Origin of the sequence: Pseudoalteromonas lipolytica, assembly GCF_003515105.1 — a bacterium.
GTDB classification, from domain to species: domain Bacteria; phylum Pseudomonadota; class Gammaproteobacteria; order Enterobacterales; family Alteromonadaceae; genus Pseudoalteromonas; species Pseudoalteromonas lipolytica.
In genome coordinates this window covers 3,041,298-3,064,967 of the sequence record NZ_CP032090.1, presented here as the reverse complement: position 1 = coordinate 3,064,967, position 23,670 = coordinate 3,041,298, and the positions used below count along the sequence as shown (strand labels likewise).

General features: G+C 41.1%; 22 protein-coding genes. 10 read left to right on the top strand and 12 right to left on the bottom strand.

Annotation, left to right across the window (positions count from 1 at the left end; genetic code table 11):
- Positions 1–16: 16 nt before the first annotated feature.
- Positions 17–481 carry a tRNA (uridine(34)/cytosine(34)/5-carboxymethylaminomethyluridine(34)-2'-O)-methyltransferase TrmL gene (trmL, locus tag D0907_RS13790; RefSeq protein ID WP_036965886.1) on the bottom strand — a complete coding sequence of 155 codons (465 nt, stop codon included), beginning with the start codon at positions 479–481 and terminating at the stop codon, positions 17–19.
- 193 nt (positions 482–674) lie between these two features.
- On the opposite strand from trmL, the gene D0907_RS13785 reads away from it, so the two are divergent.
- Entirely contained in the window at positions 675–1,583 is a 909-nt protein-coding gene (locus tag D0907_RS13785; protein ID WP_074988960.1) for a cation diffusion facilitator family transporter, read from the top strand.
- On the opposite strand, the gene D0907_RS13780 is transcribed toward D0907_RS13785, so the two are convergent.
- From D0907_RS13780 to D0907_RS13770, 3 genes are read right to left on the bottom strand one after another with little or no spacing between them, the layout of a single operon-like run.
- Positions 1,562–2,503 carry an alpha/beta fold hydrolase gene (locus D0907_RS13780; RefSeq protein WP_036965889.1) on the bottom strand — a complete coding sequence of 314 codons (942 nt, stop codon included), beginning with the start codon at positions 2,501–2,503 and terminating at the stop codon, positions 1,562–1,564. The two genes, D0907_RS13785 and D0907_RS13780, sit on opposite strands and share 22 nt — an antisense overlap.
- Positions 2,504–3,889 carry an ATP-binding protein gene (locus tag D0907_RS13775; RefSeq protein WP_118844628.1) on the bottom strand — a complete coding sequence of 462 codons (1,386 nt, stop codon included), beginning with the start codon at positions 3,887–3,889 and terminating at the stop codon, positions 2,504–2,506. It abuts the gene before it with no gap.
- Position 3,890: 1 nt separating this feature from the next.
- A complete protein-coding gene (locus D0907_RS13770; RefSeq protein ID WP_118844627.1) occupies positions 3,891–4,580 on the bottom strand; it encodes a response regulator in 690 nt (229 codons plus the stop codon).
- 171 nt (positions 4,581–4,751) lie between these two features.
- Between D0907_RS13770 and D0907_RS13765 the strand changes: the two genes are divergently transcribed.
- Positions 4,752–5,282, top strand: coding sequence for a Spy/CpxP family protein refolding chaperone (locus D0907_RS13765; protein ID WP_118844626.1), 531 nt, complete (start codon positions 4,752–4,754; stop codon positions 5,280–5,282).
- A gap of 61 nt (positions 5,283–5,343) precedes the next feature.
- Here the strand turns inward: D0907_RS13765 and yacG are convergent, their stop codons facing one another.
- The 5 genes from yacG to D0907_RS13740 all read right to left on the bottom strand — a co-directional run bounded on the left by yacG (position 5,344) and on the right by D0907_RS13740 (position 10,397).
- Positions 5,344–5,577 (bottom strand): DNA gyrase inhibitor YacG, encoded by a 234-nt coding sequence (gene yacG, locus D0907_RS13760; protein ID WP_036965896.1) that lies wholly within the window; start codon positions 5,575–5,577, stop codon positions 5,344–5,346.
- A gap of 67 nt (positions 5,578–5,644) precedes the next feature.
- Entirely contained in the window at positions 5,645–7,321 is a 1,677-nt protein-coding gene (gene pilB, locus D0907_RS13755; RefSeq protein WP_118844625.1) for a type IV-A pilus assembly ATPase PilB, read from the bottom strand.
- A gap of 174 nt (positions 7,322–7,495) precedes the next feature.
- Positions 7,496–8,092: a dephospho-CoA kinase gene (gene coaE / locus D0907_RS13750; RefSeq protein WP_118844624.1), complete on the bottom strand. Its 597-nt coding sequence runs from the start codon at positions 8,090–8,092 to the stop codon at positions 7,496–7,498.
- A 2-nt stretch (positions 8,093–8,094) separates the two neighbouring features.
- Positions 8,095–8,991 (bottom strand): prepilin peptidase, encoded by an 897-nt coding sequence (locus tag D0907_RS13745; protein ID WP_118844623.1) that lies wholly within the window; start codon positions 8,989–8,991, stop codon positions 8,095–8,097.
- 179 nt (positions 8,992–9,170) lie between these two features.
- A complete protein-coding gene (locus D0907_RS13740; RefSeq protein ID WP_118844622.1) occupies positions 9,171–10,397 on the bottom strand; it encodes a type II secretion system F family protein in 1,227 nt (408 codons plus the stop codon).
- A gap of 131 nt (positions 10,398–10,528) precedes the next feature.
- Here D0907_RS13740 and D0907_RS13735 point away from each other — a divergent pair, with 131 nt between their 5' ends.
- Complete coding sequence (locus D0907_RS13735) at positions 10,529–11,137, top strand: fimbrial assembly protein (RefSeq protein WP_118844822.1); 609 nt, start codon at positions 10,529–10,531, stop codon at positions 11,135–11,137.
- Here the strand turns inward: D0907_RS13735 and D0907_RS21220 are convergent.
- From D0907_RS21220 to nadC, 3 genes are all read right to left on the bottom strand, one after another.
- Complete coding sequence (locus tag D0907_RS21220) at positions 11,134–11,523, bottom strand: pilin (RefSeq protein ID WP_279636386.1); 390 nt, start codon at positions 11,521–11,523, stop codon at positions 11,134–11,136. The two genes, D0907_RS13735 and D0907_RS21220, sit on opposite strands and share 4 nt — an antisense overlap.
- Positions 11,524–11,577: 54 nt before the next feature.
- Complete coding sequence (locus tag D0907_RS13725; RefSeq protein WP_118844620.1) at positions 11,578–12,018, bottom strand: pilin; 441 nt, start codon at positions 12,016–12,018, stop codon at positions 11,578–11,580.
- A gap of 497 nt (positions 12,019–12,515) precedes the next feature.
- Entirely contained in the window at positions 12,516–13,364 is an 849-nt protein-coding gene (gene nadC, locus D0907_RS13720; RefSeq protein WP_074988951.1) for a carboxylating nicotinate-nucleotide diphosphorylase, read from the bottom strand.
- 189 nt (positions 13,365–13,553) lie between these two features.
- Here nadC and ampD point away from each other — a divergent pair, with 189 nt between their 5' ends.
- From ampD to D0907_RS13685, 7 genes are all read left to right on the top strand, one after another.
- Complete coding sequence (gene ampD, locus D0907_RS13715; protein WP_118844619.1) at positions 13,554–14,096, top strand: 1,6-anhydro-N-acetylmuramyl-L-alanine amidase AmpD; 543 nt, start codon at positions 13,554–13,556, stop codon at positions 14,094–14,096.
- 23 nt (positions 14,097–14,119) lie between these two features.
- Positions 14,120–14,971, top strand: a complete 852-nt coding sequence (ampE, locus tag D0907_RS13710) for a beta-lactamase regulator AmpE (RefSeq protein ID WP_118844618.1) — start codon at positions 14,120–14,122, stop codon at positions 14,969–14,971.
- A 477-nt stretch (positions 14,972–15,448) separates the two neighbouring features.
- Positions 15,449–16,198, top strand: coding sequence for a pyruvate dehydrogenase complex transcriptional repressor PdhR (gene pdhR, locus D0907_RS13705; RefSeq protein WP_036965924.1), 750 nt, complete (start codon positions 15,449–15,451; stop codon positions 16,196–16,198).
- 84 nt (positions 16,199–16,282) lie between these two features.
- Positions 16,283–18,949: a pyruvate dehydrogenase (acetyl-transferring), homodimeric type gene (aceE, locus tag D0907_RS13700; RefSeq protein WP_074988948.1), complete on the top strand. Its 2,667-nt coding sequence runs from the start codon at positions 16,283–16,285 to the stop codon at positions 18,947–18,949.
- 9 nt (positions 18,950–18,958) lie between these two features.
- Positions 18,959–20,854, top strand: a complete 1,896-nt coding sequence (aceF, locus tag D0907_RS13695) for a pyruvate dehydrogenase complex dihydrolipoyllysine-residue acetyltransferase (protein WP_118844617.1) — start codon at positions 18,959–18,961, stop codon at positions 20,852–20,854.
- 189 nt (positions 20,855–21,043) lie between these two features.
- Entirely contained in the window at positions 21,044–22,468 is a 1,425-nt protein-coding gene (gene lpdA / locus D0907_RS13690; RefSeq protein ID WP_036965933.1) for a dihydrolipoyl dehydrogenase, read from the top strand.
- Positions 22,469–22,810: 342 nt separating this feature from the next.
- Positions 22,811–23,500, top strand: coding sequence for a tRNA-uridine aminocarboxypropyltransferase (locus D0907_RS13685; RefSeq protein ID WP_118844616.1), 690 nt, complete (start codon positions 22,811–22,813; stop codon positions 23,498–23,500).
- The last annotated feature ends 170 nt before the right edge of the window (positions 23,501–23,670 follow it).

Here is a 23,670-nt window from a genome sequence, read left to right as displayed (position 1 = left end):
GCGCATTTTCAATGAGTTATTGACCGTTTACAAAACCAAGCTGACGCCATGATTCATAGACAAAAACGGCGACAGAATTTGATAAATTCATGCTTCTGCTGTCTTTTTGCATCGGAATACGCACACGCTGCTCTTTCGGTAATGACTGAATAAGCTCATCGGGTAGGCCGCGTGTTTCAGGGCCAAATACTAAACAATCGCCAGGTTGATATTGTGCTTGATGATGAAACTGGCTGCCTTTGGTCGTACAGGCATAGACTTTTTTGGGCTTACACTTAGCAAGGTAATCTTCGAATGATGCATGACGTTGTACGTGGCTAAATTCATGATAATCAAGCCCTGCACGCTTTACGCGTTTATCATCCCACTCAAATCCTAATGGTTCAATTAGGTGTAAGGCATAGCCTGTATTGGCACATAAGCGAATGATATTACCTGTATTGGGCGGAATCTCTGGTTGGTATAAAACGATATCAAGCATGTTTGTCTCATTGTTAGCATTATGATCTGCGGCAGATTATACACAACTGCAGCGTGAGGATCTTGCAGGATTTAAGTTTGTTTACCGCCGATAGCTGTGCTTTATTTATTCTAAATAGCGCTATGTAACATGGGGTAAAACCCTCTAATATGATGATATACTAAAACCTTGTAATGTCTGAAGGTAAAATGTTGTGCAACATCGCAGTTATGAGTTTTGGGTAAAAACCGCCAGCATAGTCACCATTGCTATGGTGAGTTTAATGATTGCAGCAAAAAGTTGGGCATGGCTTGCTTCAGGCTCTGCATCGATGTTGGGATCGCTCACCGATTCTTTAATGGATATTACCGCATCTTTAATGAGCTTTTTAGTGTTAGGTTATGCGCTACGCCCTGCTGATGATGACCACCGGTTTGGTCATGGCAAAGCGGAAGCTCTTGCTGGGCTTGCTCAAGCTGCTTTTATCGCTGGTTCTGGCTGTTTTTTAGCGTTTCATGGTGTTGAACGTCTTTTTAACCCTGTGATACTTAAGCATTCCGACTTAGGTATTTGGGTGAGTTTATTTGCTATTGTTTGTACTTTGGTGGTGGTGTTTGTGCAAACCAAGGTTATTAATCATACCGAATCAATTGCAATAAAAGCGGATTCAGTTCACTACAAAGGCGACCTTATTTTAAATTTAGCTGTTTTGCTTGCCATCCTATTGGCAAAGTACGGCATGACGTATGCGGATCCTATTTTTGCTATTGGGGTGGCTGTTTACTTACTATATAACAGTTGGGATATTGCCCGTGATAGTGCCGACCATCTGATGGACAAAGAGCTGCCAGAGGATGAAAAAACAGAAATTTTAACCATCGTTAACAGTCACCAAGATGTCTTTGGGGCCCACGATATCCGCACGCGACAAGGTGGTAAAATTAAGTTTATTCAAATGCACTTGGAACTTGAAGACAGTCTCTCGTTAATTCGTGCCCATCAGGTGGCCGATGAAGTTGAAACAATGATACAAACTCACTTTGCCTGTGAACTGGATATACTGGTGCACTTAGATCCACTTTCGGTGGTTAAAAAGTCTCGTCAGAGTGCCTCAAAAAACTGATATAAGTCACTCAATACTGCCTGCCTGATTTCATCTCGCTCGAAAAATAATTCGTGGCGAGCATCAGGGTAACTTTTTAATTTTGCCTGTGTTTGTTTATGCGCAAGTGCATGTTGCGCCGCATTATCGACAACGGTATCGCGCCCGGCACTGGCGATAAAAAGTGGAATATCTACTTTTCTATCGACCAATGAGGCGATAAATTCAAACGATGCATTGAGCCAGCCATACGTCACACCACCAAGTTGTAAGTCGGGCTCTGCAAGATAAAGCGCTCTAAATTGCTGGTACCTTATCTCACTGCTGGTTAATTCATTAACCGAAAAATCAACGGGCAAGTAGTCTGTTTGACCAAATGCATAACGATGACTTAAGCCTAATTGTGAGGCTATTTTCGCGGCTAGTTTTGCAATTGGTTTTGGTGTGCCTTTGGTATAAATATCAAACATGGGGGCAGATAAAAACGCGCCCGAAAAAGAATGTGTGTAGCGAGACAAGTAATCATAGGCAATTGCACTGCCCATTGAGTGTCCGAGTAATACTCGTTGGCCCTGCCAATGAGCATTGACTACCTGCTCGTTAAAAACGGCAAAGTCATCTGCATAATCAGTGAAACGTGTGACATGGCCTTTATGAGCGTTTTTTAAATGGCGATATGAACGGCCTTGACCTTGGTGATCAACAATAAAAACGGCATAACCATTTTGGTAAAACTCCCACAGTAACTCTTTGTATTTGAATAACGACTCAATTCTGCCACTACTAATAACAATGGCTTTTTTAGCTTGCTCTGGAATGGCAAAGCCATAATACAAGGTACCATGTTCAGTGCTTAAGAAATCTTGTTTTAATTGCTCATTAAAAAATGCATTTATCTGTTTAGCATTTATAGTAAGGTGTGCTTCATCGCTGTAAAACATTTACTCACTCTTTATTGGTAAGCGGATTTTAACGCAGAGTCCGCCATGTTCTTGGTTTTCGAGTGTTAGTGTACCATCATGTGCTGAGATCGCATTCTTTGCAATAGCCAGTCCTAAGCCTGTGCCACCCGAGTTTCTATCACGAGCATGCTCTTGACGGAAAAATGGCTCACACAGTCTAGCTAAGTAGGCTTCTTTAACCCCATTTCCATCATCACAAATGGTGATATAGAGAGCATCAGACTCAGCTAAGCTCAAAGAGATATGATGGTGTGCATATTTAATCGCGTTGCGTAGTACATTTTCGAGTGCACTGGCGATTAAACTCTCGTCGCATGGTATATCTGTGTGTAATTGGCCATTAATCGTCAGCTCTTTGTGACATTGTTTGGCCTCAAAGTGAGCATCATTTAATACATGATCAACAATAACTTGAACCGATTGCTTGCTTAAGGATAAAGCTTGGCTTCGGGCTTCAAGCCTTGATAGTTGCAATACATCGGCAATCATTTTATCAAGCTGGTTTGCTTCTTTTTCTATTCGTTCGAGGTATGTCTGCTGACTATCATCAGCTTGCATTTGTGCCAGGCCTGTTGCCATTTTTAAGCGTGTAAGTGGTGAGCGTAGTTCATGGGAAATATCTGCAAGTAAGCGTTTTTGTGCTGTTATAAGCTGCTCAAGCTGGCTCGCCATTGTATTAAAGTCACGTCCTAACACCCCCAGTTCATCTTCGCGAGCCGTTGAGAAAACTGCTCGTGCGGTTAAGTCACCGTGGGAAAGTTTTTTTGCAGTTTCTTTTAAGCTATTGATAGGGGCAATTAAGTTTCGGCTAAAGAAAAAGCTCAGCATAAGCGAGGCTATTACGGCAATCAATAACTTGAGCCAAGTAGGCATTAACCACAACCCGACAAAAAAAGGCTTTTTACGTTTTTCGTCAATTTCATATAAGTAAAACTTACCTTCGGGTACGTTAATTTCTACAGGACCATACGCTTGGTATTCATCAGTAAAAATAACTTGTGGGCGCATATGCTTTGTAAAATTTAACAAGCTCAAATCAATCTCTTTCGAGACGGGTTCACTGAGCATTTCGACACCATGAACTTCGCCATTTAAATACAGTAACTTATGTTTAGATAAGCGAGGGTGCGATACAATTTCTTGAGTCGGTTTACCATGCTTTGCCACAATACGTTCTATACTTTTCGCGGTGTATTCTAGGTTTTTAAGCATGGGGCCGCGTAACTCATCATTCCCTACATTGCTGGTTAATTGGCTTAAAAAGACTAGCAGAGTAATGGTTGCTATGACTGTAACCCAAAACCATGCAAAGATTTTTAAGAACAAATAATGATGTGGCTTTTTTATCCAACTCGGAAAGGTCATATTATTCACCTTGAATTAGTACGTAACCGCTACCACGCATGGTTTTGATACGCTCGCTATTTATAAACTCAGCAATTTTCTTTCGAATATTACTCACATGCATGTCAATGGAGCGGTCGAAAGGGGCTAGTCGTCTGCCAAGAACTTGCTCACTAATTTGCTCTTTACTGATCACTTCACCGGCATGGCGGACTAGCATGGCCAGTATTTCATACTCAGTTCCCGTTAAACTTAATATATTGCCACTGACAGACGCTTCACGAGTCGCAAAGTTAATGTGAATACTATTGACACTGAGTGAACTTGTTTGCTGGCTCGATAGACTATTAATATGTTCGATACGACGGGTTATTGCTTTAACTCGCGCTAGCAGTTCTCTGTGATTAAATGGCTTTGGTATGTAGTCATCTGCACCAAGCTCTAAACCAAAAATACGGTCAAAGTCTTCCCCTTTGGCTGTGAGCATAATGACAGGCGTGAGTTTATGTTGTCGAAGCTGCTTGAGTACTTCAAAGCCATCTATCGACGGTAGCATGACATCAAGCAAAATTAATTCGTAGTTGTATTTTAAGGCCTGATTTAGGCCTTGTGCGCCATCATGATAACAATCAACTGTAAAGCCTTGTGCTGTTAAATACTCGCTTAACAGCTCGCACAGCCCTGTATCATCGTCGATCATAAGTAATTTCATTGTGGCACCTATTGCACTGTTTCTTTAAGGCTATTCTACTCAGTAAATTGTGTAAAAGTGAATCTTTACACAACCTTTACACTGGTTTGCGTTCCTTTGCATTGAAGTGAGTATAGTGAATCCATCAGTTAAAAATAACGATAGAACCCAACCCAACAAAAGGTAATGACTATGACTATTTCAAATAAGCTTTCTAAATTCGTACTTGTTTGTGGTTTAGCTGCAGCAAGTGTTGGCGCAACATCAGTAATGGCAAAAGGGGATATGCACCGAGGCATGAATCCGCAAGCCGGTTTTTTATTGTCTGAGCGTGGAATTAATAAATTACAACTAACAGAAGCACAGCAAGCCCAACTTAAAGCGATTTTTGCTGAGCAAACAACACAAATGAAGGCTCTTCGTGGTGATAAAGCCAGCATGAAAGACAATAGAATAGCCTACAAAGAGAAAATGGATGCACTATTAGCGACCCACGCATTTGATGAAAATGCAGCACGCGAACTAATTAAAGCCCGCCAAGAAAAAGGTGAGCAATTTGCGTTAATTAAAATGAAATCAGAGCATGCAATCTGGCAAGTTCTTAACGCAGAACAGCGTGAAAGCTATCAAGAAATTAAAAAACAGCTGCGTAAAAAAGGTCACAAAAAGGGGCTACACAGAGTTGATGGTGAGCGTAATAAGGCTGAAAGAACACATAGCTAATATGTTCCGGCGCATTCGTTAAACTAGAAAACGCGGCTAATGAAGCCGCGTTTCTTAATACTTATTCTTTGAAAAATGAATCATCATTCTTAGCGAGCATAGCCTCGATATCTTCAATCATATCTTGGTTAAGTTCGTTTGCACTGGTGATGGGTGAAGAAATCTTGTTATTTTCAAATGACCACTCACCTAGATCGATCAGCTGACAGCGTTTTGAACAAAAAGGGCGATACGGGCTTTGTTCTGACCATTCTACTTTTTCTTTGCAGGTCGGGCAGTTTACAACGGTTGGCATGGTGTGATCTCTATTAAGCAATTTTAGCTGATCTTACTAAAGCTCAGCCTAAGAATCGAGTCGCGAGTTAAAAACTCGTGACCCGATTTATTTCAGCTAGCGAGGTGACACCATCCGCCGCTTTTTTTAATCCCGATAGACGTAAGTTATTAAAACCTGATTTTAAAGAAACCTCAGCAATTTCGAGTGAATTACCCCCACGCATAATAATTTGCGCAATTTCAGGGGTAATTTGCATGACTTCGTAAATACCTACTCGTCCCTTATAGCCATCGGTACAGCTATCACAGCCTTTTGGAGAAAACAGCGTGAGTTTACTCAATGTTGCGGGGTCAAAGCCTTGGCGAATAAGTTCTTCATCGGGCAGTTTTTCTGGGGTTTTACATTTCGGACATAAACGTCTGGCCAGTCGCTGTGCAATGATAAGACTAATTGAACTTGCAACGTTGTATGCCGGAACGCCCATGTTTAACAATCGAGTCAGTGTTTCTGGCGCTGAATTTGTGTGCAGTGTCGATAAGACTAGGTGGCCTGTTTGCGCTGCTTTAATGGAAATTTCAGCTGTTTCTAGATCTCGTATCTCACCGACCATGACGACATCGGGATCTTGACGCAAAAACGCTTTTAACGCGTTGGCGAACGTCATATCTGCTTTTGTGTTAATTTGTACTTGGTTAATGCCTTCAAGGTTGATCTCAACCGGATCTTCCGCAGTACTAATATTGCGCTCAGGTTGGTTCAAAATATTCAAGCCGGTGTAAAGAGATACTGTTTTACCAGAGCCTGTAGGGCCTGTCACTAGTATCATCCCTTGCGGCTGTTCGAGCGCATCCATGTAGAGCTTTTTCTGTTCAGGCTCATAACCCAATACATCGATGCCGAGCATAGCACTTGATGAATCAAGAATACGCATTACAATTTTTTCGCCCCACAGCGTTGGCAGGGTACTGACACGAAAGTCGATACTTTTACGTTCAGTAATTTTTAATTTAATGCGACCATCTTGTGGTTTACGTTTTTCGGCGATATCTAAGCGTGACATAACTTTTATGCGCGCAGATAATCGACTTGCTAGGCTATTCGGTGGGCTTGCCATTTCGTGTAAAATGCCATCAATCCGAAAGCGCACTCGATAACGATGCTCGTATGGCTCGAAGTGTAAATCTGATGCCCCTTTTTTTATTGCATCCATCAAAATCTTATTGATGTAGACAATAATAGGCGCATCGTCTTTGTCTTCATCATTACTTGGCATATCGCGTGGTTTATCGGTGTCGAGATCGCCAAGCTCTTTAAATTCGTCATCCGTTAAATGTAAGCTACCGGCCGCATCGAGCAGCTGCTCTATTTTATTTTCTAGCTGGTTGTAATCAACCACTACAACTTCACAAGACAGACCTGTACTAAATTCAAAGTTTTCAAACGCACCGTAATCAGTAGGGTCCGATGCCGCTATATAGAGCTTACGGCCTTTCTTTATCAGCGGGAGGATATGATGCTCGCGAATGAGCTTTTCTTTTACTAACTCATCAGAAATAAGTGATACATCGAAGTCTTTGATATCAAAATAGGGAACACGGAACAAGTCAGTGCATTGCTCTGCTAATTCATGCGCGTCTATACCGCAGCTCTTAGAAATGAGCTCAGCTGTGGAGTTATATTCTCGTTGCTTTAATTTGACGGTCTCTGCATCAATGCGACCTAATGTGATAAATTTTCTCAGTAACGGTGAGTTAATATTCATTGCGCACCTTAATTTGATCCTTTCTATGCCAAATCTATCAGAAAAAAGCAGGGTATAACATCAGTCTTGTCGATTTAGGCAAAATTGCAAAATAAATTCACCCTTTAACTCAGGTATTTATAATCTGTATTAATGTTTTTGTATTAGATGGATATGTGTTTTTTAGCATATAGTTTAAGCATGAGTTAAATATTTTTGATGCAGCTTTTTCACATCAATCGCAACTTCAGATAGAGCGCGATCATTGTCTAAAATATCATCGGCTTTTAGCTGTTTATCGGCACGAGACATTTGTGATGCAATAATTTTTTTCGCTTGAGCCTCAGAGACATTGTCGCGTGCGCTGGTTCTAGTAATTTGAGTTGTGACGGGGACATCGATGAGCAACGTATGGTTGCACAATTTTTCTAAACCGTTTTCAAATAATAAGGGCGCAACTAAAATTACATAGTCGCTGGTGGCTTGTTGCAGTTGCTTAAGCATGGATTCCCTTATTAACGGGTGTAGTAAAGCATTGAGCCATGCTTTTTCTGTTTCATTATCAAAAATAATGTCTCTAAGCTTCGCGCGGTCAAGCACTCCCTCGCTGGTGAGAATAGTTTTGCCAAAATGCTCAACAATTTTTTTAAGACCTACACTGCCTGGCTCGACGACTTCTCTTGCGACGATGTCGGCATCAACAACCGTGGTCCCTAACTGTTCAAACATCGCACTCACAGCACTTTTGCCAGAGCCAATACCACCCGTTAAGCCTAAAATCCAGTTTGCCATATTTAATGACCTAAATAGCTAAAATAGGTTGTTTGAATTTGCTCACCCCACAATAAGGTTACCCAACCGGCTATCGCAAGGTAGGGGCCAAAGGGAATAGGCGTGGTTTTATCTTTGCCTTGAATAATAATTTGCAGCATACCAATAAGAGCGCCAACGACACTCGAAAGCAGCACGATAGTTAAAATAGCCTGCCAACCAAGTAACGATCCAAATACCGCGAGTAATTTAAAATCGCCATACCCCATGCCTTCTTTTCCAGTAGCAAGTTTAAAGAGCCAATACACACTCCATAAACTTAAATAGCCAATTGCAGCGCCAATAATCGCATCAGAAGGGGCGATTGTGATGTTCATCACGGCTGCAATCAATGCAAGCCAAACAAGCGGTAAGGTAAGTTGGTCAGGCAGCAGCATATGATCAATATCAATGAACGTAAGCGCAATGAGCACCCATGTGATTACAATATAAAGTAAGGCAAGTTCAGATGCGCCAAATACAACTGCAACCGCGAGACTTAAGCTGGCTGTTAGCATTTCAACAATGGGGTAGCGAACAGAAATTGGTGCCTTACAACTTGCACAGCGGCCTTTGAGTATTAACCAGCTGATAACAGGAATGTTCTGCCAAATCTTAATCGGTGCCTTACATTGTGGGCAGGTTGAATTGGGTGTGACTAAATTAAAGGGAGTAGGCTCTTCAGTATGGTTAATTGTTAGCTCATCGGCCAATAACAGACGGCACTCTGATTGCCATTCTTGTTTCATCATCAGTGGTAGCCTGTAAATAACGACATTTAAAAAGCTACCAATACACAGACTTACAAGTCCTACAGTTAACAAATAAAACCACTGTTGAGATTGCATCACGGTGGCTATATCAAGGAAAAAATTTTGCATTAAACTACCTAATTTTTGGCTTTGAGAAACAAGTTTAGGTTTGCGAGCCTGAACGAATTACTTAATGTCTTTTTTATTATTTTAATCAACAGCCATTCAAAATTGTAATCGACTACCTAAGCTGTGATTAGTGAAAGCCTAGACAGCATCAATATATCAACTCAATTTTTATTTATCGATTAAATGACGGAACCTAACTGGAAAATAGGTAAATACATGGCAATAATTAAACCACCGACCAGCACACCAAGTACAGCCATGATCAGCGGCTCTAATAAGCTTGAAAGGCCATCGACTGCGTCATCAACCTCTTGCTCATAAATAGTGGCTACTTTGGCAAGCATGCCATCTAAAGAGCCTGACTCTTCACCAATTGCAACCATTTGGATCACCATATCAGGAAATATTTTAGAGTTCCGCATCGCCCAGTTCATCAAATTACCTGAGCTAACTTCTGCTTTAATTTCTAAAATAGCGTAACGGTACACCGCATTACCTGAGGCTCCCGCGGCTGAATCGAGCGCATCAACCAAGGGTACACCCGCAGCAAAGGTTGTTGAAAGAGTGCGTGCATAGCGAGCTACTGCTGCTTTATTTAAAATCATGCCAATAACAGGTAACTTTAATATAGCTCTGTCGTTGGCATCTCTGAGTTTTTTGCTTTTAAGCAGGGCTTCTTTATAGGCATAGCCAAAAGCAATAACAGCAATCAGCATTATCCACCAATACTCTTGCATAAATTCAGATATACCTATCACCATTAAAGTAAAGGCAGGAAGTTCAGCACCAAAGCCGTTAAAAATATCTTGGAATTGAGGCACCACAAAAATAAGTAAGATTGAGGTAACGATTAAGGCCACAACTAATACCGCAATCGGGTAGAACATTGCTTTTTTGATTTTAGACTTTAATGCTTCGGCTTTTTCTTTATAAAGTGCGACACGGTCGAAAATTTTATCAAGGGCACCCGATTGCTCACCAGACGCAACAAGGTCGCAATATAAATCATCAAAATAGCGGGGGTGTTTGCGTAAAGCTTGCGAGAGTGGCACACCCGCTTTCACTTCGTCACCAATTTCTTCCATCAGCCTAGCAACACTTTTATTCTTAGCACCTGAACCTATCATTTCAATAGATTGAATAAGCGGTACACCTGCCATTAGCATGGTCGCTATTTGGCGTGTAATTAAAGCAATGTCTTTAGGGGTAATTTTTTGAACCCGAGTTCCAAATAAAGGTTTTGCCTTACGTTTTACTTTTGAAGGGGTGATGCCTTGCTTACGCAATTGAGCTTTGACTAAGGCAATGCTTTGCCCTGAAAGCTCTCCTTCTAATTTCTTGCCTCGAGCACTTACACCAACCCATTCAAAAGTATCTAAAGATTGCTTTTCTTGAACTTTACTCATTGTAAATCCATATGTTACTGATTGATGTTTAATATCTTACTTAATAGTAGCGGCCTTTTGAGGCTGAAACAATTGATAAGGTGATGTTATCTTGCTTAAATACGAAGATTCAGAGGATTCGGGTCTCAATTGTGCAAAATACGTTAACGGTTTATAAAACAAAGTTTGTTTGGAGTTTTATTCATTTTCTAGTGGGTGGGCTGCTCTTATTTCTAGTTGCTACTTGGCTTTTCTTTAGCTGGTTTGATAATGGAAGATATATGCTAACAGATTTGGTTGGACTAGCAGTAATTATCTTTTCTATAGACCTCATCATAGGCCCATTATTTAACTTTTGGTTATTATCACCATTCAAAACTAAGCTCGAGAATGCTATTAACTTTAGTTTTATAGTTATTTTACAAGTCATATCCTTAGTATATGGTATTACACAGATAGATGGGCAACGATTAGCCTATATAGTTAAGTGGGAAGGCTCTTACTTCACTGTCTTAAAAGGTGAAGATAGACGTCCTGTTCATGAAGAAGCTATGTATCACTTTAATGAGCCAACAATTCAAAGCAATGGGAGGGCTTTTTATGAAATGATGATAAAAAATGCTATACCACCAATAGAAATGTATGAATATTTTTTGAGTGTTCCGGTATCGAGTGAATGCAGTTTCTCACCATGCAAGGTAATTACTAAATCGGGATTAGTTAAGCTAAAAAGTACAGATGAAGGATTAGTTTTTTTCTAACAAGTACCATTGCTAATACAGGTGCTGCTTGAAGAACGATGCCATATAAGTTGGCCGTTATTTAAACTGCCTTCCATGATATATGTGTCCGCGTAAGATAGAGATGCGGCATCTGTTGCTGTTGATGTAATGATTAAACCGGCGGCGTTAGTTATCACTATATTTGAAATGTATTTTGGTGCTGTAAAATCAGATTTTTTTCTGCCCAGCTTTGTGAAACTATCACATTTAGAAAGATCAGAATTTCTATGGTAGCAAAGTTCAATGGCTCTTTGAACCGCATTGGTAGCTAGTACAACTTCAGTAAACTTAGAGCGTTTAAATTGATTATTATATGCAGGAAGGGCTAATGATAATAATAGACCAATTATGGCAATTGTTATCATTAGCTCAATTAGCGTAAAGCCGTTATGTCTAATCACAAAACTTGGCTTAAATTATTAACAGATACCAGCTGCAATACATGAGCCAGTTTGTGCCCAAGTTAGTGTACCTAAAGAGTTACCACCAGCATCAGTTGCTGGAGTTGGTGTCAGAACATAATCTACACTATCTACTGTTGCAGCTCCTGTAGCGGTAATAGCTGCAGTTGTGGGTGCGATTGCTACGCTAGCAACGTGCTCACCTGCGGCTGCACCAGCTGCATTTAGACCAATCTCTGAAGCTTCATCACAGTTAGTTAAAGTACCAGCCCCACGTGTTTGAAAACATACATCTACTAAGCCTTTCGCCGAAGATGCTGCTAAAACAACTTCAGAAAAGCGTGCTTTTTTGGTGTAAGTCTGATACTGCGGTAGAGCGATTGCTGCAAGAATACCGATGATTGCGATAACAATCATTAATTCAATTAGGGTGAAACCCTGTTGCTTTTGTTGTGTCATTTTGTTCCTCTCCTAAAGGATATGATGTTTTGTAAGTTTAGCTGTTAGATCAGCATTGTAAAATCGATGCTAAACATACAGGACTATTCTTACAGTTTTACTTAAAACCTCTGTTAAAAATCGTGATTGTTAACAAGTTGATTTTAAACTTTTGTTCATTAAGTGTTTGTTAATTTACTTTAGCATCAATTAATGTATTTGAAAGCAATTTTCCGGCTAGATAACTGGTTTTTCAGAAGTTTCCTACTTTAGTTTGAGACAGATCAAGCTTAAAAATCCATAATTGAACTATTTATACACATGCATCCTTGCTGGAACTTATTGAATTAATTGTAAACTTACGTAAGTCATTAGGACACAATGATACTAAAGAACTAAAAGAACTGAAAAGTTATTGATTTTTTGTTACCGATTCAGGCTTTTTACGTATTTAATGCTTTTTTTATTTCGTTGTCAACGAATTAGGTAAACATTAAATACGCAAAAATGGGGTGGGGTTACGCGTTAAAGCGCATCGATAGGTCGATTGATTGTAAATTTTTTGTAAGTGCGCCGCTTGAGATAAAATCAACACCTGCTTGCGAATAAGCTTTTAGTGTTTCAAGGGTCATATTGCCAGACACTTCTAATTTTGCTCGCTTATCAGTAAGGATGACGGCTTGCTGTATTTGTTCCACAGTAAAGTTATCAAGCATGATGATATCAGCACCCGCATGAATGGCTTGCTCAAGCTCATTTAAAGATTCAACTTCGACTTCTACAGGTTTTGATGGATGATTAACTTTTGCTTGTGCCACGGCTTTATCAATGCCACCACATGCTGCAATGTGGTTTTCTTTAATTAAGAATGCATCGAATAAACCAATACGATGATTCGCGCCGCCGCCGCATTTGACTGCGTACTTCTGCAACGCACGTAAGCCCGGAATCGTTTTACGAGTATCAAGTAACTGCGTGGTTGTTCCTGCAAGTTCTTTAACGTAGTGGGCTGTGGTTGTTGCTGTACCCGAAAGCGTTTGCACAAAATTAAGCGCTGTACGCTCTGCGGTTAAAATGGCACGTGCAGAACCAGACGCTGTAAATAAGGTGGCATTTGCAGCGACTTTATCACCATCGTTTACTAATACATCAACTTTTACCGTTGCATCTACTTGCTTGAACACTTCTAAAATAATGTCTTTGCCACAAAATACACAGTCTTCACGAGTAATTACTTTGGCATTCGCTTGCTCGTTTTCAGGGATGAGTTGAGCCGTGATATCACCGTCGTTTGCATTTTGGTAATCCAAATCTTCATCAAGGGCGAGTTTAACCAGTTGGCTAATTAAAGAGTGAGGGACTGACATGTCGAAAGCTCATTGTTTATTAATAAATTGGCTAAATTTTACTATGTTTGACCTTGTATTAGAAGTTAAAGATTTATCGCTAACGTGGATTAAAAGTCCTTGTGGGTGGCTTCACAAATGAATGCGGCTAGACCCTGAGTAGCGAACCATTTACACTGTTTAACTTTATTGTCATTGTTAGTTTTTAATATGCATATAAACGAATTAGGCCAGTTAAACAGTGTGTTACAGCGGCCATGCAGGCATTATGATGCGCGTCCTGATAATGAAGTGTCATTACTTGTGATTCACAATATTTCGCTACCCGCAGGGCAGTTTGGCACGCGATATGTGGATGATTTATTCATGGGTTGCATAGACTGTGAGGCACACGATAGTTTTGTAGACTTAAAGGGGCTTAGAGTATCTGCGCATTGTTTTATTCGTCGTACGGGTGAAGTGATTCAATATGTGCCATTTGAAAAGCGTGCTTGGCATGCAGGTGTGTCTGAGTTTAATGGCCGTCAGCAATGTAATGACTTTAGTGTAGGTATTGAGCTTGAAGGTACTGATACTGAGCCGTATACCCAAGCACAATATAATGCATTACACTTAGTGACAAAGGCACTTATAGATAAATACCCAAAAATAACCCGCTCTCGTATTGTCGGCCACTGCGATATTGCACCCGGTAGAAAAACGGATCCGGGCGAGAGTTTTGATTGGCCATACTTTTTTGATTTAGTGTTTTAATTTAAAGGATATAGGTAACAAGCATGATCTTGATTTCAATTATAGTTGCGCTAGTCATTGAGCGTCTTGGGGCGCGGGCTGATTACTGGCAAATTGGTTTTTATGCCGATCACTACCTAAAGCACTCTAAAAAACACTTATCAGATAAAGGCTTATTTAATTCGCCCGTTGGTTTTCTTATCTGGTTAATGTTACCAGTGATTGCTATTGCCTTAGTTTATAAGTTATCAGATTTTATAGTATGGCAATTAGCGGTTAACACCGTGGTGTTATTAACGTGTTTTGGCTGTGCTAAGCAACGAGCACTGTATAAGTCTTATCTCAATGCCCTAACGCGAAACGATCAAGAAGCTGCGACATTATTTGCATTACAAATGGGCCAAAAGAAAACAGAAGCTGAGCCCCAAGGGGAAACATTCGGGCAAACACTCGCGTGGCTTAATTTCCGCTTTTATTGTGCTGTTATTTTTTGGTTTGTGATATTGGGTGTACCGGGCGCAATACTCTATAGCTTAGTGCGTACTTACGCTGACAAGGTAAGAGAAAACCATAATATGGTGTATGCAAAACGCTTTAAACTAATTCATACCTTATTATTTTGGTTAGATTGGTTACCTGCGCGCATTGCAAGTTTTGGTTACCTTGTTATTGGCAACTTTAATAAAGGAACCAGTTGCTGGTTGAAATACGTGTTGGACTTTTCAGTAAGCAATCGCAAAGTGGTTACTCAAACAGCTTTGGCAGCAGAGCAAATTGAGCAGCAGTATGTTGGTTGCACTTATGAGGCAACCTGTATGATGAAACTCGTAAAACGTAATGTGTTGTTCTTTTTAGTCATTATTGCCGCACTCACTCTATTTGGTGGGTTGGCGTAGTAAAGTTAGCAAGTTGCAAGGGCTGGCTTTAGCCGGGAACGGCTTTTAAAGTCAGCGAGCTGCAAGAGTAAAGCTTGTAGGAATGATTTCAGTCATGAATCATTCTGTTAATGTACGTCGTTTGAGTTTTGATTTTTCAGCACTGTAATGCTTCCTACTTTGCCTTTCTACAAAGCCACTCAAATCAGCTAACATCGAATAGCTGACTTCTCAGAGCGTGCTTGTTAATCTGGTCTGACCATTTATTTTTTATTGTTTTCTTCTTCCGAAATAGCGACTTTCTTCCATACTGTTTAATCTTTATGCAAAATGGAGTACCGTGTCAGTTGGCGCTGAGCGCAGTGAAATTGACAGAAATACCGGTTTTTGATAACGTATGCTACAAATTTGGTATGACCAATTTACCTTTTGGTTGAGTCTTATGGCTAAAAACCCTGTGTTTAGCGGGCTTGGCCGAAACAACGCGGACGTTGATAAATGTCTTTAAAGATAAAAGCAGCAAAATTATCTGATGTAATTTTACAACAACTTGAGAATATGATTCTTGAGGGGTCGTTAGCGCCAGGCGAAAAATTACCTCCTGAACGTGAGTTAGCGAAACAGTTTGAAGTATCGCGTCCATCACTTCGAGAGGCTATTCAAAAGCTGGAAGCTAAAGGCTTAGTCACGCGTCGTCAAGGGGGTGGCACGTTTGTAAAAAATCAGCTTGAAGAGGGGCTTACTGATCCACTCTTTGATTTGATAAGTAAACATCCTGAATCACAATTTGATTTACTTGAATTTCGTCATGCTCTTGAGGGAATCGCAGCTTATTATGCTGCAATGCGTGGTACGACGAATGATTTTAAAAAAGTAAAACAAAGCTTTGACAATATTGCGCTTGTAAATGATGACATTGTGCAAAAAGCAAAAGCAATTAATGCATTTCATTTCAGCGTAGCTGAAGCGTCTCATAATGTCGTGTTGCTGCACTTAGTGCGTGGTATGCAAGCATTGCTTGAGCAAAATGTATTACAAAATTTAACTGTACTGTTAAAAAAGCCGCAAATCAGCCAGCAGCTCGCAGAGCATAGACGACTGTTAATGGATGCGGTTATTGAAGGAAACCCAGAGCAAGCACGCCTTGCTAGTAATGCTCACTTGGCCTTTATCGAAGAAGCCTTACTTGAGGCTGGCAAAGAGCATTCGCGGATTGAACGTAGTTTAAGACGCACCAAACAACATTAAGCAAGTGATTAGCTAAGTTTAGTTAACTACTTAATTTAAGATTTATTAAAATAATTAGTATTTTAAACATAAGGAAACCTCCATATGTCTGAAGTCAATAAAATTGACGTAGACGCGCTAGAAACACAAGAGTGGTTACAAGCCCTTGAGTCTGTTGTGCGTGAAGAAGGTGTAGAACGTGCTCAATTCTTACTTGAGCAAGTGTTAGAGCAAGCCCGTTTAGACGGTGTTGATATGCCTACTGGCACAACTACTAACTACGTTAATACCATTCCAGTAGATCAAGAACCAGCCTACCCAGGGGATGTGAATGTTGAGCGTCGTATTCGTTCAATCATTCGTTGGAATGCGATTATGATCGTATTACGCGCGTCGAAAAAAGATCTCGACTTAGGCGGCCATATGGCGTCTTACCAGTCTTCAGCGGCTTTTTATGAAGTCTGTTTTAATCACTTCTTTAAAGCGCCAAACGATGTAGACGGCGGTGACTTAGTTTATTATCAAGGTCATATTTCTCCAGGTATCTATGCGCGTGCATTCGTTGAGGGTCGTTTAACAGCTGAGCAGCTTGATAACTTCCGTCAAGAAGTTGATGGTAAAGGTCTTCCTTCGTACCCACACCCGAAATTAATGCCTGAATTCTGGCAGTTCCCTACGGTATCGATGGGTCTGGGTCCAATTGCTTCAATTTACCAAGCGCGTTTCTTAAAGTACTTAGATGGTCGCGGCTTAAAAGACACTAAAAACCAACGCGTATATGCTTTCTTAGGCGATGGTGAGATGGATGAGCCAGAATCACGTGGTGCAATCTCATTCGCTGCACGTGAAAAATTAGATAACCTATGTTACCTAATCAACTGTAACTTACAGCGTTTAGATGGCCCAGTAATGGGTAATGGTAAAATCATTCAAGAGCTTGAAGGCCTATTTAAAGGTGCAGGCTGGAACGTGATTAAAGTTGTATGGGGCAGCGGTTGGGATATCTTACTTGCTAAAGATACAACCGGTAAGTTACTACAGTTAATGAACGAAACTATTGACGGTGACTACCAAACATATAAAGCAAAAGACGGTGCCTACGTGCGTGAGCACTTCTTTGGTCGTTATCCAGAAACAGCAGCACTTGTTGCTGATATGACAGACGAAGAAATCTTCGCACTTAAGCGTGGTGGTCATGAGCCATCAAAGCTTTACGCAGCATTCAAAAAAGCGGAAGAAACGAAAGACCGTCCAACTGTTATCCTAGCGAAAACGGTTAAAGGTTACGGCATGGGTGAAGCGGCTGAAGGTAAAAACATCGCACACCAAGTTAAGAAAATGGACATGACACACGTAGCACACTTACGTTCGCGTCTTGGTTTACAAGATCTTGTGTCAGATGATCAATTAGCTGATCTTCCATACTTAACACTTGAAGAAGGCTCAGAAGAGTACAAATACTTACACGCTCGCCGTGAAGCACTTCAAGGTTACACACCGAAGCGTATTGCTAAATTCTCTGAAAAGTTAGTCTTACCAGAAGTAGAGGCATTTAAACCATTACTTGAAGAGCAAAAGCGCGACATTTCTACAACAATGGGCTTTGTTCGTGCACTTAATGTGTTGCTTAAAGACAAAGGTATTGGCAAAAATATTGTGCCTATCATTGCTGACGAAGCACGTACATTTGGTATGGAAGGTTTATTCCGTCAAATCGGTATTTATAACCCACATGGCCAAAATTATACGCCTCAAGACCGTGACATCGTTTCTTACTACAAAGAAGCTACATCAGGTCAAGTATTACAAGAAGGTATCAATGAGTTAGGTGCAATGTCGTCATGGGTTGCTGCTGCAACATCATACAGCACCAACGATTTACCTATGATCCCATTCTATATCTACTATTCTATGTTTGGTTTCCAACGTGTTGGTGATATGGCATGGATGGCGGGTGACCAACAAGCACGTGGTTTCTTATTAGGTGCCACTGCAGGTCGTACAACGTTAAATGGTGAAGGCCTGCAGCACGAAGATGGTCACAGCCATATTCTTGCTAACACAGTGCCTAACTGTATTTCTTATGACCCAACTTACGCTTACGAAGTTGCAGTTATTATGCAAGACGGTATTCGTCGTATGTACGGTGAAGATCAAGAGAACGTGTTCTATTACCTAACACTGATGAACGAAAACTACCATCAACCAGCAATGCCAGAAGGCGCTGAAGAAGGTATTCGTAAAGGTATCTATAAGCTTGAAACCGTGGCTGGTGATAAAGCGAAAGTACAGTTGCTAAGCTCGGGTACTATCATGATTGAAGTACGTAAAGCTGCCCAAATCTTAAGTGAAGAGTACGGTATTGGTTCAGATGTATTCTCAGTAACTTCATTCAATGAATTAACACGTGATGGTCAAGATGTTGAGCGTTTCAATATGCTTAACCCAGATGCAGAGCAAAAGACTGCTTACATCACTGAAGCATTGTCAGACGCTGTAACAGTTGCCGCAACGGATTACATGAAGAACTACGCAGAGCAAGTTCGTTCATTTGTACCAAGCAGTAACTACAAAGTACTTGGTACAGACGGTTTCGGTCGTTCTGATAGCCGTGAAAATTTACGTCGTCACTTTGAAGTTAATGCAGGTTATGTTGTTGTTGCAACATTATCTGAACTTGCTAAACGTGGTGAAGTTGAGAAGTCTGTGGTTGCAGAAGCAATCAAGAAGTTCGACATCGACACTAACAAAGTTAACCCGCTATACGCATAAGAGGTTCCAATGAGTATTGAAATTAAAGTACCAGATATCGGTGGCGATGACGTTGAAGTAACCGAAATCCTTGTTAGCGTTGGTGATAAGGTTGAGGTTGATCAGTCGTTATTAACGGTTGAAGGCGATAAAGCATCAATGGAAGTTCCTGCTGCACAAGCAGGAACGGTTAAAGAAATTAAAGTAGCCGAAGGTGACACTGTTACGACGGGTTCACTTATTATGATCTTCGAAGGTGAAGAGCAAGCTTCTGCATCTTCTGAACTAAAAGAAGAATCAAAGCCAGAGCCTGCTAAGCAATCTTCAGGTTCAGCGACGCAAGACGTAACGGTACCAGATATCGGTGACGACGAAGTTGAAGTGACTGACATCATGGTTGCTGTTGGTGATACGGTTGAAGAAGAGCAATCTTTATTAAGCGTTGAAGGTGACAAAGCGTCAATGGAAGTACCAGCACCATTTGCGGGTACCGTTAAAGAGATCAAAATCGCGACAGGCGATAAAGTTAAAACAGGCTCTTTAATCTTTGTTTTCGAAACAGCATCTAGTGATTCTGACGCTCCGACAGCAGAGTCTGCACCTGCTGACGAAGCGCCCGCTGACACTGCATCAAGCACAAAAGAAGTTAACGTGCCTGATATCGGTGGTGATGAAGTTGAAGTAACCGAAGTCATGGTTGCTGTTGGCGATAGCGTGTCAGAAGATCAATCAATCTTAAACGTTGAAGGTGATAAGGCTTCAATGGAAGTACCAGCACCTTTTGCTGGTACGGTTAAAGAAATCAAAGTTGCTGCAGGCGATAAAGTTTCAACAGGTTCTCTTATCTTTGTATTTGAAGTTGCGGGCAGTGCTAAAGCGTCAGCGCCTAAAGCGAAAACAGAGTCAGCACCTGCGCCAGCAGCAAAAGCAGAGGCAGCCCCTGCGGCTAAGCCTGCTTCAGCACAAGCTAGCAAAGAAGAGTTTGCCGATAACAACGCGTATGCACATGCATCGCCAGTTGTTCGTCGTTTAGCGCGTGAGTTTGGTATTAACTTAGCAAACGTTAAAGGCACGGGTCGTAAAAACCGTGTTGTTAAAGAAGACGTGCAAAACTACGTTAAAGAACTTGTGAAGCAAGTTGAATCAGGTAATGCAGGCAAAGGCAATACAGGCGGTGGTGAGCTGGGTCTTATTCCATGGCCAAAAGTTGACTTTAGCAAGTTTGGTGAGATTGAAGAGAAGAAATTATCACGTATTCAAAAACTGTCAGGTGCTAACTTACACCGTAACTGGGTGCAAATCCCACACGTTACACAGTTTGATGAAGCTGATATCACCAGTCTTGAAGCATTCCGCAAAGAGCAAAATGCACTGGCTGAGAAGAAAAAGCTGGGTGTTAAAATCACGCCACTTGTGTTTGTCATGAAAGCAGCAGCGAAAGCTCTGGCTGAGTTCCCGACATTTAACTCTTCGTTGTCTGAAGACGGTGAAAGTTTAATCTTGAAGAAATACATCAACATTGGTGTTGCAGTCGATACACCTAATGGTTTGGTTGTGCCAGTATTCAAAGATGTTGATAAGAAAGGCATCATTGAGCTTTCTCGCGAGCTAATGGACGTGTCGGCTAAGGCGCGTGATGGCAAACTAACGTCATCTGACATGCAAGGTGGTTGTTTTACAATTTCAAGCCTTGGTGGTATCGGTGGTACCGCATTCACGCCTATCGTAAATGCACCAGAAGTGGCTATTTTAGGTGTCTCTAAATCGGAGATGAAACCTAAATGGAATGGCAAAGAGTTTGAACCTAAGTTAATGGTTCCATTATCAATGTCATACGACCATAGGGTTATTGACGGTGCACTAGCAGCACGCTTTACTGTGACGCTAGCAAGCTATATGAGCGATATTCGCCAATTGGTGATGTAATCGCGTCATAATTTATAAGAATCAAATCCCAGCAAGGTGTTTTTTGCTGGGATTTTTACCATTGGCAATGATACAATCTTTGCCATAGAACAATCTTTGTATAGATATCTGCTCTCACTTTCTGCCTTGCAGAAACATGGCAGTTTAACTTAGGGGCAGTGTTCCCGTTCAAACATTTAAGGTAATAGCATGAGCAACGAATTAAAAACTCAAGTTGTTGTACTAGGCGGTGGTCCTGGTGGTTATTCTGCAGCTTTCCGTGCTGCTGACTTGGGCTTAGAAGTCACATTGGTAGAGTCTCGCAACACATTAGGCGGTGTATGTCTAAACGTGGGTTGTATTCCTTCAAAAGCACTTTTACACGTAGCTAAAGTGATTGATGACGCAGCAGAAATGTCATCTCACGGCGTTACTTTTGGTAAGCCTGAAATTGACCTAGACAAAATCCGTGATTGGAAAGAGTCTGTAATCGGTCAGTTAACTGGCGGCCTAGACGGCATGGCTAAAATGCGTAAAGTGAAAGTGGTTTATGGTTACGGTAAATTCACTGGTAGCAACACCCTGGCTGTTGAAGGTGAAGAAGGTACTACAACAATCACATTCGACAATGCTATTATTGCTGCAGGTTCACAACCAGTAAATCTACCTTTCATCCCTGAAGATGACCGTGTAATTGATTCGACTGGTGCGCTTGAGCTTAAAGACGTTCCTGAGAAACTACTTGTACTAGGTGGTGGTATCATCGGTCTTGAAATGGGTACGGTGTACCGTGCACTGGGTTCTGAAATCGACGTTGTTGAGTTTGCTGATCAATTAGTACCCGCTGCAGATAAAGACGTTATCAAGATTTACCAAAAATACGTTAAGAACAAGTTTAACGTAATGCTATCTACTAAAGTAACTGGCGTTGAAGCAAAAGACGACGGTTTATATGTAACATTTGAAGGTAAAAACGCACCTGCTGAGCCTGTACGTTACGACAAAGTACTTGTTGCTGTTGGCCGTACTCCAAACGGTAAACTACTTGATGCAGATAAAGCGGGCGTTAACGTTGATGAGCGTGGCTTCATTAATGTTGATAAGCAACTTAAAACAAACGTTGATCACATCTTCGCTATCGGTGATATCGTTGGTCAACCAATGCTTGCGCACAAAGCGGTTCATGAAGCACACGTTGCGGCAGAAGTTATCTCTGGTCAGAAGCACTACTTCGATCCTAAGTGTATCCCTTCAATCGCTTACACAGATCCAGAAATTGCATGGGTTGGTGTAACTGAAAAAGAAGCGAAAGAGCAAGGTTTAAGCATCGAAACAGCTGTATTCCCATGGGCTGCGTCTGGTCGTGCAATCGCTTCAGCACGTACTGAAGGTCAAACTAAGCTTATCTTCGATAAAGACTCTGGTCGTGTTATCGGTGGTGCAATGGTGGGTATCAATGCTGGTGAGATGCTAGGCGAAATCGGCTTAGCAGTTGAAATGGGCGCAGACGGTGAAGACCTTGCGTTAACTATTCACGCTCACCCAACGCTAAACGAATCAATCGGTCTAGCTGCTGAAATCTTCGAAGGTTCAATTACTGACCTTCCAAACAAAAAAGCAGTTAAAAAGAAGTAAGTTCTTTTGACTAATCGTTTTAAAAACCCAGCTCCGGCTGGGTTTTTTGTTATTTATAGGGATTAAGTATTAGGAATTAGAATTTAGAGGTTAGAAATTAGAAGTTAGAGATTAGAAGTTAGAGATTAGAAGTTAGAGATTAGAAGTTAGAGATTAGAAGTTAGAGATTAGAAGTTAGAAGTTTGATCTGACCCCGATAAAGTAGAAGGTAGATTACACACATAAAAAATGTGGGGTTATTTTTTTCTAACCACTAACCACTAACCACTAACCACTCGCATTGATTTCTATTCCTGCTATTTTTAGCTACAATAGGCGCCGTTCAATTTTCTGGTAAACACAGTGGCTACTATCTCAAATAACTCCGTCTTGGTACTTCGTGCTAAACAATTGGGCGAATCTCGCCGAGAATTTAAAGCCCGAGGAGCAAAACTCACACGCTGCGAACGGTGCTTATTAGCAGAACACTACTGCATTTGTGAAGGTGTTCAACAGGCTGAATGTGAAGCCGCTGTATGCCTATTGATGTATCATAACGAGAGTTTTAAACCCTCTAATACAGGGCGCTTAATTGCCGAAATTATTCCCGATAACCACGCATTTAAATGGGATCGAACAAACCCTGATGCCGCGCTTCTAAGTTTATTGGCCGATCCTCAGTATCAGCCGATGGTTATTTTTCCTGCCAGTGATGTTGAGGACGAAAACCGTGTGATTACCGAGGTGATACCTGAACAAGGCAAGCGTCCGCTTTTTATCTTTTTAGATGGCACTTGGCGTGAAGCTAAAAAGATGATCCGTAAAAGTCCCTACTTAGATCACTTACCCGTGCTGTCTATCACGCCTGAAAAGTTGTCTGATTATCGTTTACGTGTCGCTCCCCATGAACACCAGCTAGGAACGGCTGAAGTCGCTATTATGGTTTTGGCACTTGCCGGTGAAGAAGAAGCAACCAGCAGGCTAGAAGAGCACTTTATTAACTTTAGAGATGCCTATTTGCTTGGTAAAAGAAACAAAGGTCGCCCAGAGTAATTCTTGTATCAATTTGATTTATTGAGCGCTCTATTTTGAGGCAATAAAAGTCAGAGGTAATAAAGCGCGTTGGTAACAAGGTATCAGTTTTGTGATTAGGTTTTATTAAATGAGAAACTTTTAACGTTGTTTACGTCAGCTTTTAATCCTTCAAAATGATTGAGTATTAT

Excerpts from the sequence above, each read along its gene's own strand:
- trmL (WP_036965886.1), bottom strand. The coding sequence starts at position 481 with ATGCTTGATATCGTTTTATACCAACCAGAGATTCCGCCCAATACAGGT.
- D0907_RS13780 (WP_036965889.1), bottom strand. The coding sequence starts at position 2,503 with ATGTTTTACAGCGATGAAGCACACCTTACTATAAATGCTAAACAGATA.
- D0907_RS13775 (WP_118844628.1), bottom strand. The coding sequence starts at position 3,889 with ATGACCTTTCCGAGTTGGATAAAAAAGCCACATCATTATTTGTTCTTA.
- D0907_RS13770 (WP_118844627.1), bottom strand. The coding sequence starts at position 4,580 with ATGAAATTACTTATGATCGACGATGATACAGGGCTGTGCGAGCTGTTA.
- D0907_RS13765 (WP_118844626.1), top strand. The coding sequence starts at position 4,752 with ATGACTATTTCAAATAAGCTTTCTAAATTCGTACTTGTTTGTGGTTTA.
- yacG (WP_036965896.1), bottom strand. The coding sequence starts at position 5,577 with ATGCCAACCGTTGTAAACTGCCCGACCTGCAAAGAAAAAGTAGAATGG.
- pilB (WP_118844625.1), bottom strand. The coding sequence starts at position 7,321 with ATGAATATTAACTCACCGTTACTGAGAAAATTTATCACATTAGGTCGC.
- coaE (WP_118844624.1), bottom strand. The coding sequence starts at position 8,092 with ATGGCAAACTGGATTTTAGGCTTAACGGGTGGTATTGGCTCTGGCAAA.
- D0907_RS13745 (WP_118844623.1), bottom strand. The coding sequence starts at position 8,991 with ATGCAAAATTTTTTCCTTGATATAGCCACCGTGATGCAATCTCAACAG.
- D0907_RS13740 (WP_118844622.1), bottom strand. The coding sequence starts at position 10,397 with ATGAGTAAAGTTCAAGAAAAGCAATCTTTAGATACTTTTGAATGGGTT.
- D0907_RS21220 (WP_279636386.1), bottom strand. The coding sequence starts at position 11,523 with ATGATAACAATTGCCATAATTGGTCTATTATTATCATTAGCCCTTCCT.
- D0907_RS13725 (WP_118844620.1), bottom strand. The coding sequence starts at position 12,018 with ATGACACAACAAAAGCAACAGGGTTTCACCCTAATTGAATTAATGATT.
- nadC (WP_074988951.1), bottom strand. The coding sequence starts at position 13,364 with ATGTCAGTCCCTCACTCTTTAATTAGCCAACTGGTTAAACTCGCCCTT.
- ampD (WP_118844619.1), top strand. The coding sequence starts at position 13,554 with ATGCATATAAACGAATTAGGCCAGTTAAACAGTGTGTTACAGCGGCCA.
- ampE (WP_118844618.1), top strand. The coding sequence starts at position 14,120 with ATGATCTTGATTTCAATTATAGTTGCGCTAGTCATTGAGCGTCTTGGG.
- pdhR (WP_036965924.1), top strand. The coding sequence starts at position 15,449 with ATGTCTTTAAAGATAAAAGCAGCAAAATTATCTGATGTAATTTTACAA.
- aceE (WP_074988948.1), top strand. The coding sequence starts at position 16,283 with ATGTCTGAAGTCAATAAAATTGACGTAGACGCGCTAGAAACACAAGAG.
- aceF (WP_118844617.1), top strand. The coding sequence starts at position 18,959 with ATGAGTATTGAAATTAAAGTACCAGATATCGGTGGCGATGACGTTGAA.
- lpdA (WP_036965933.1), top strand. The coding sequence starts at position 21,044 with ATGAGCAACGAATTAAAAACTCAAGTTGTTGTACTAGGCGGTGGTCCT.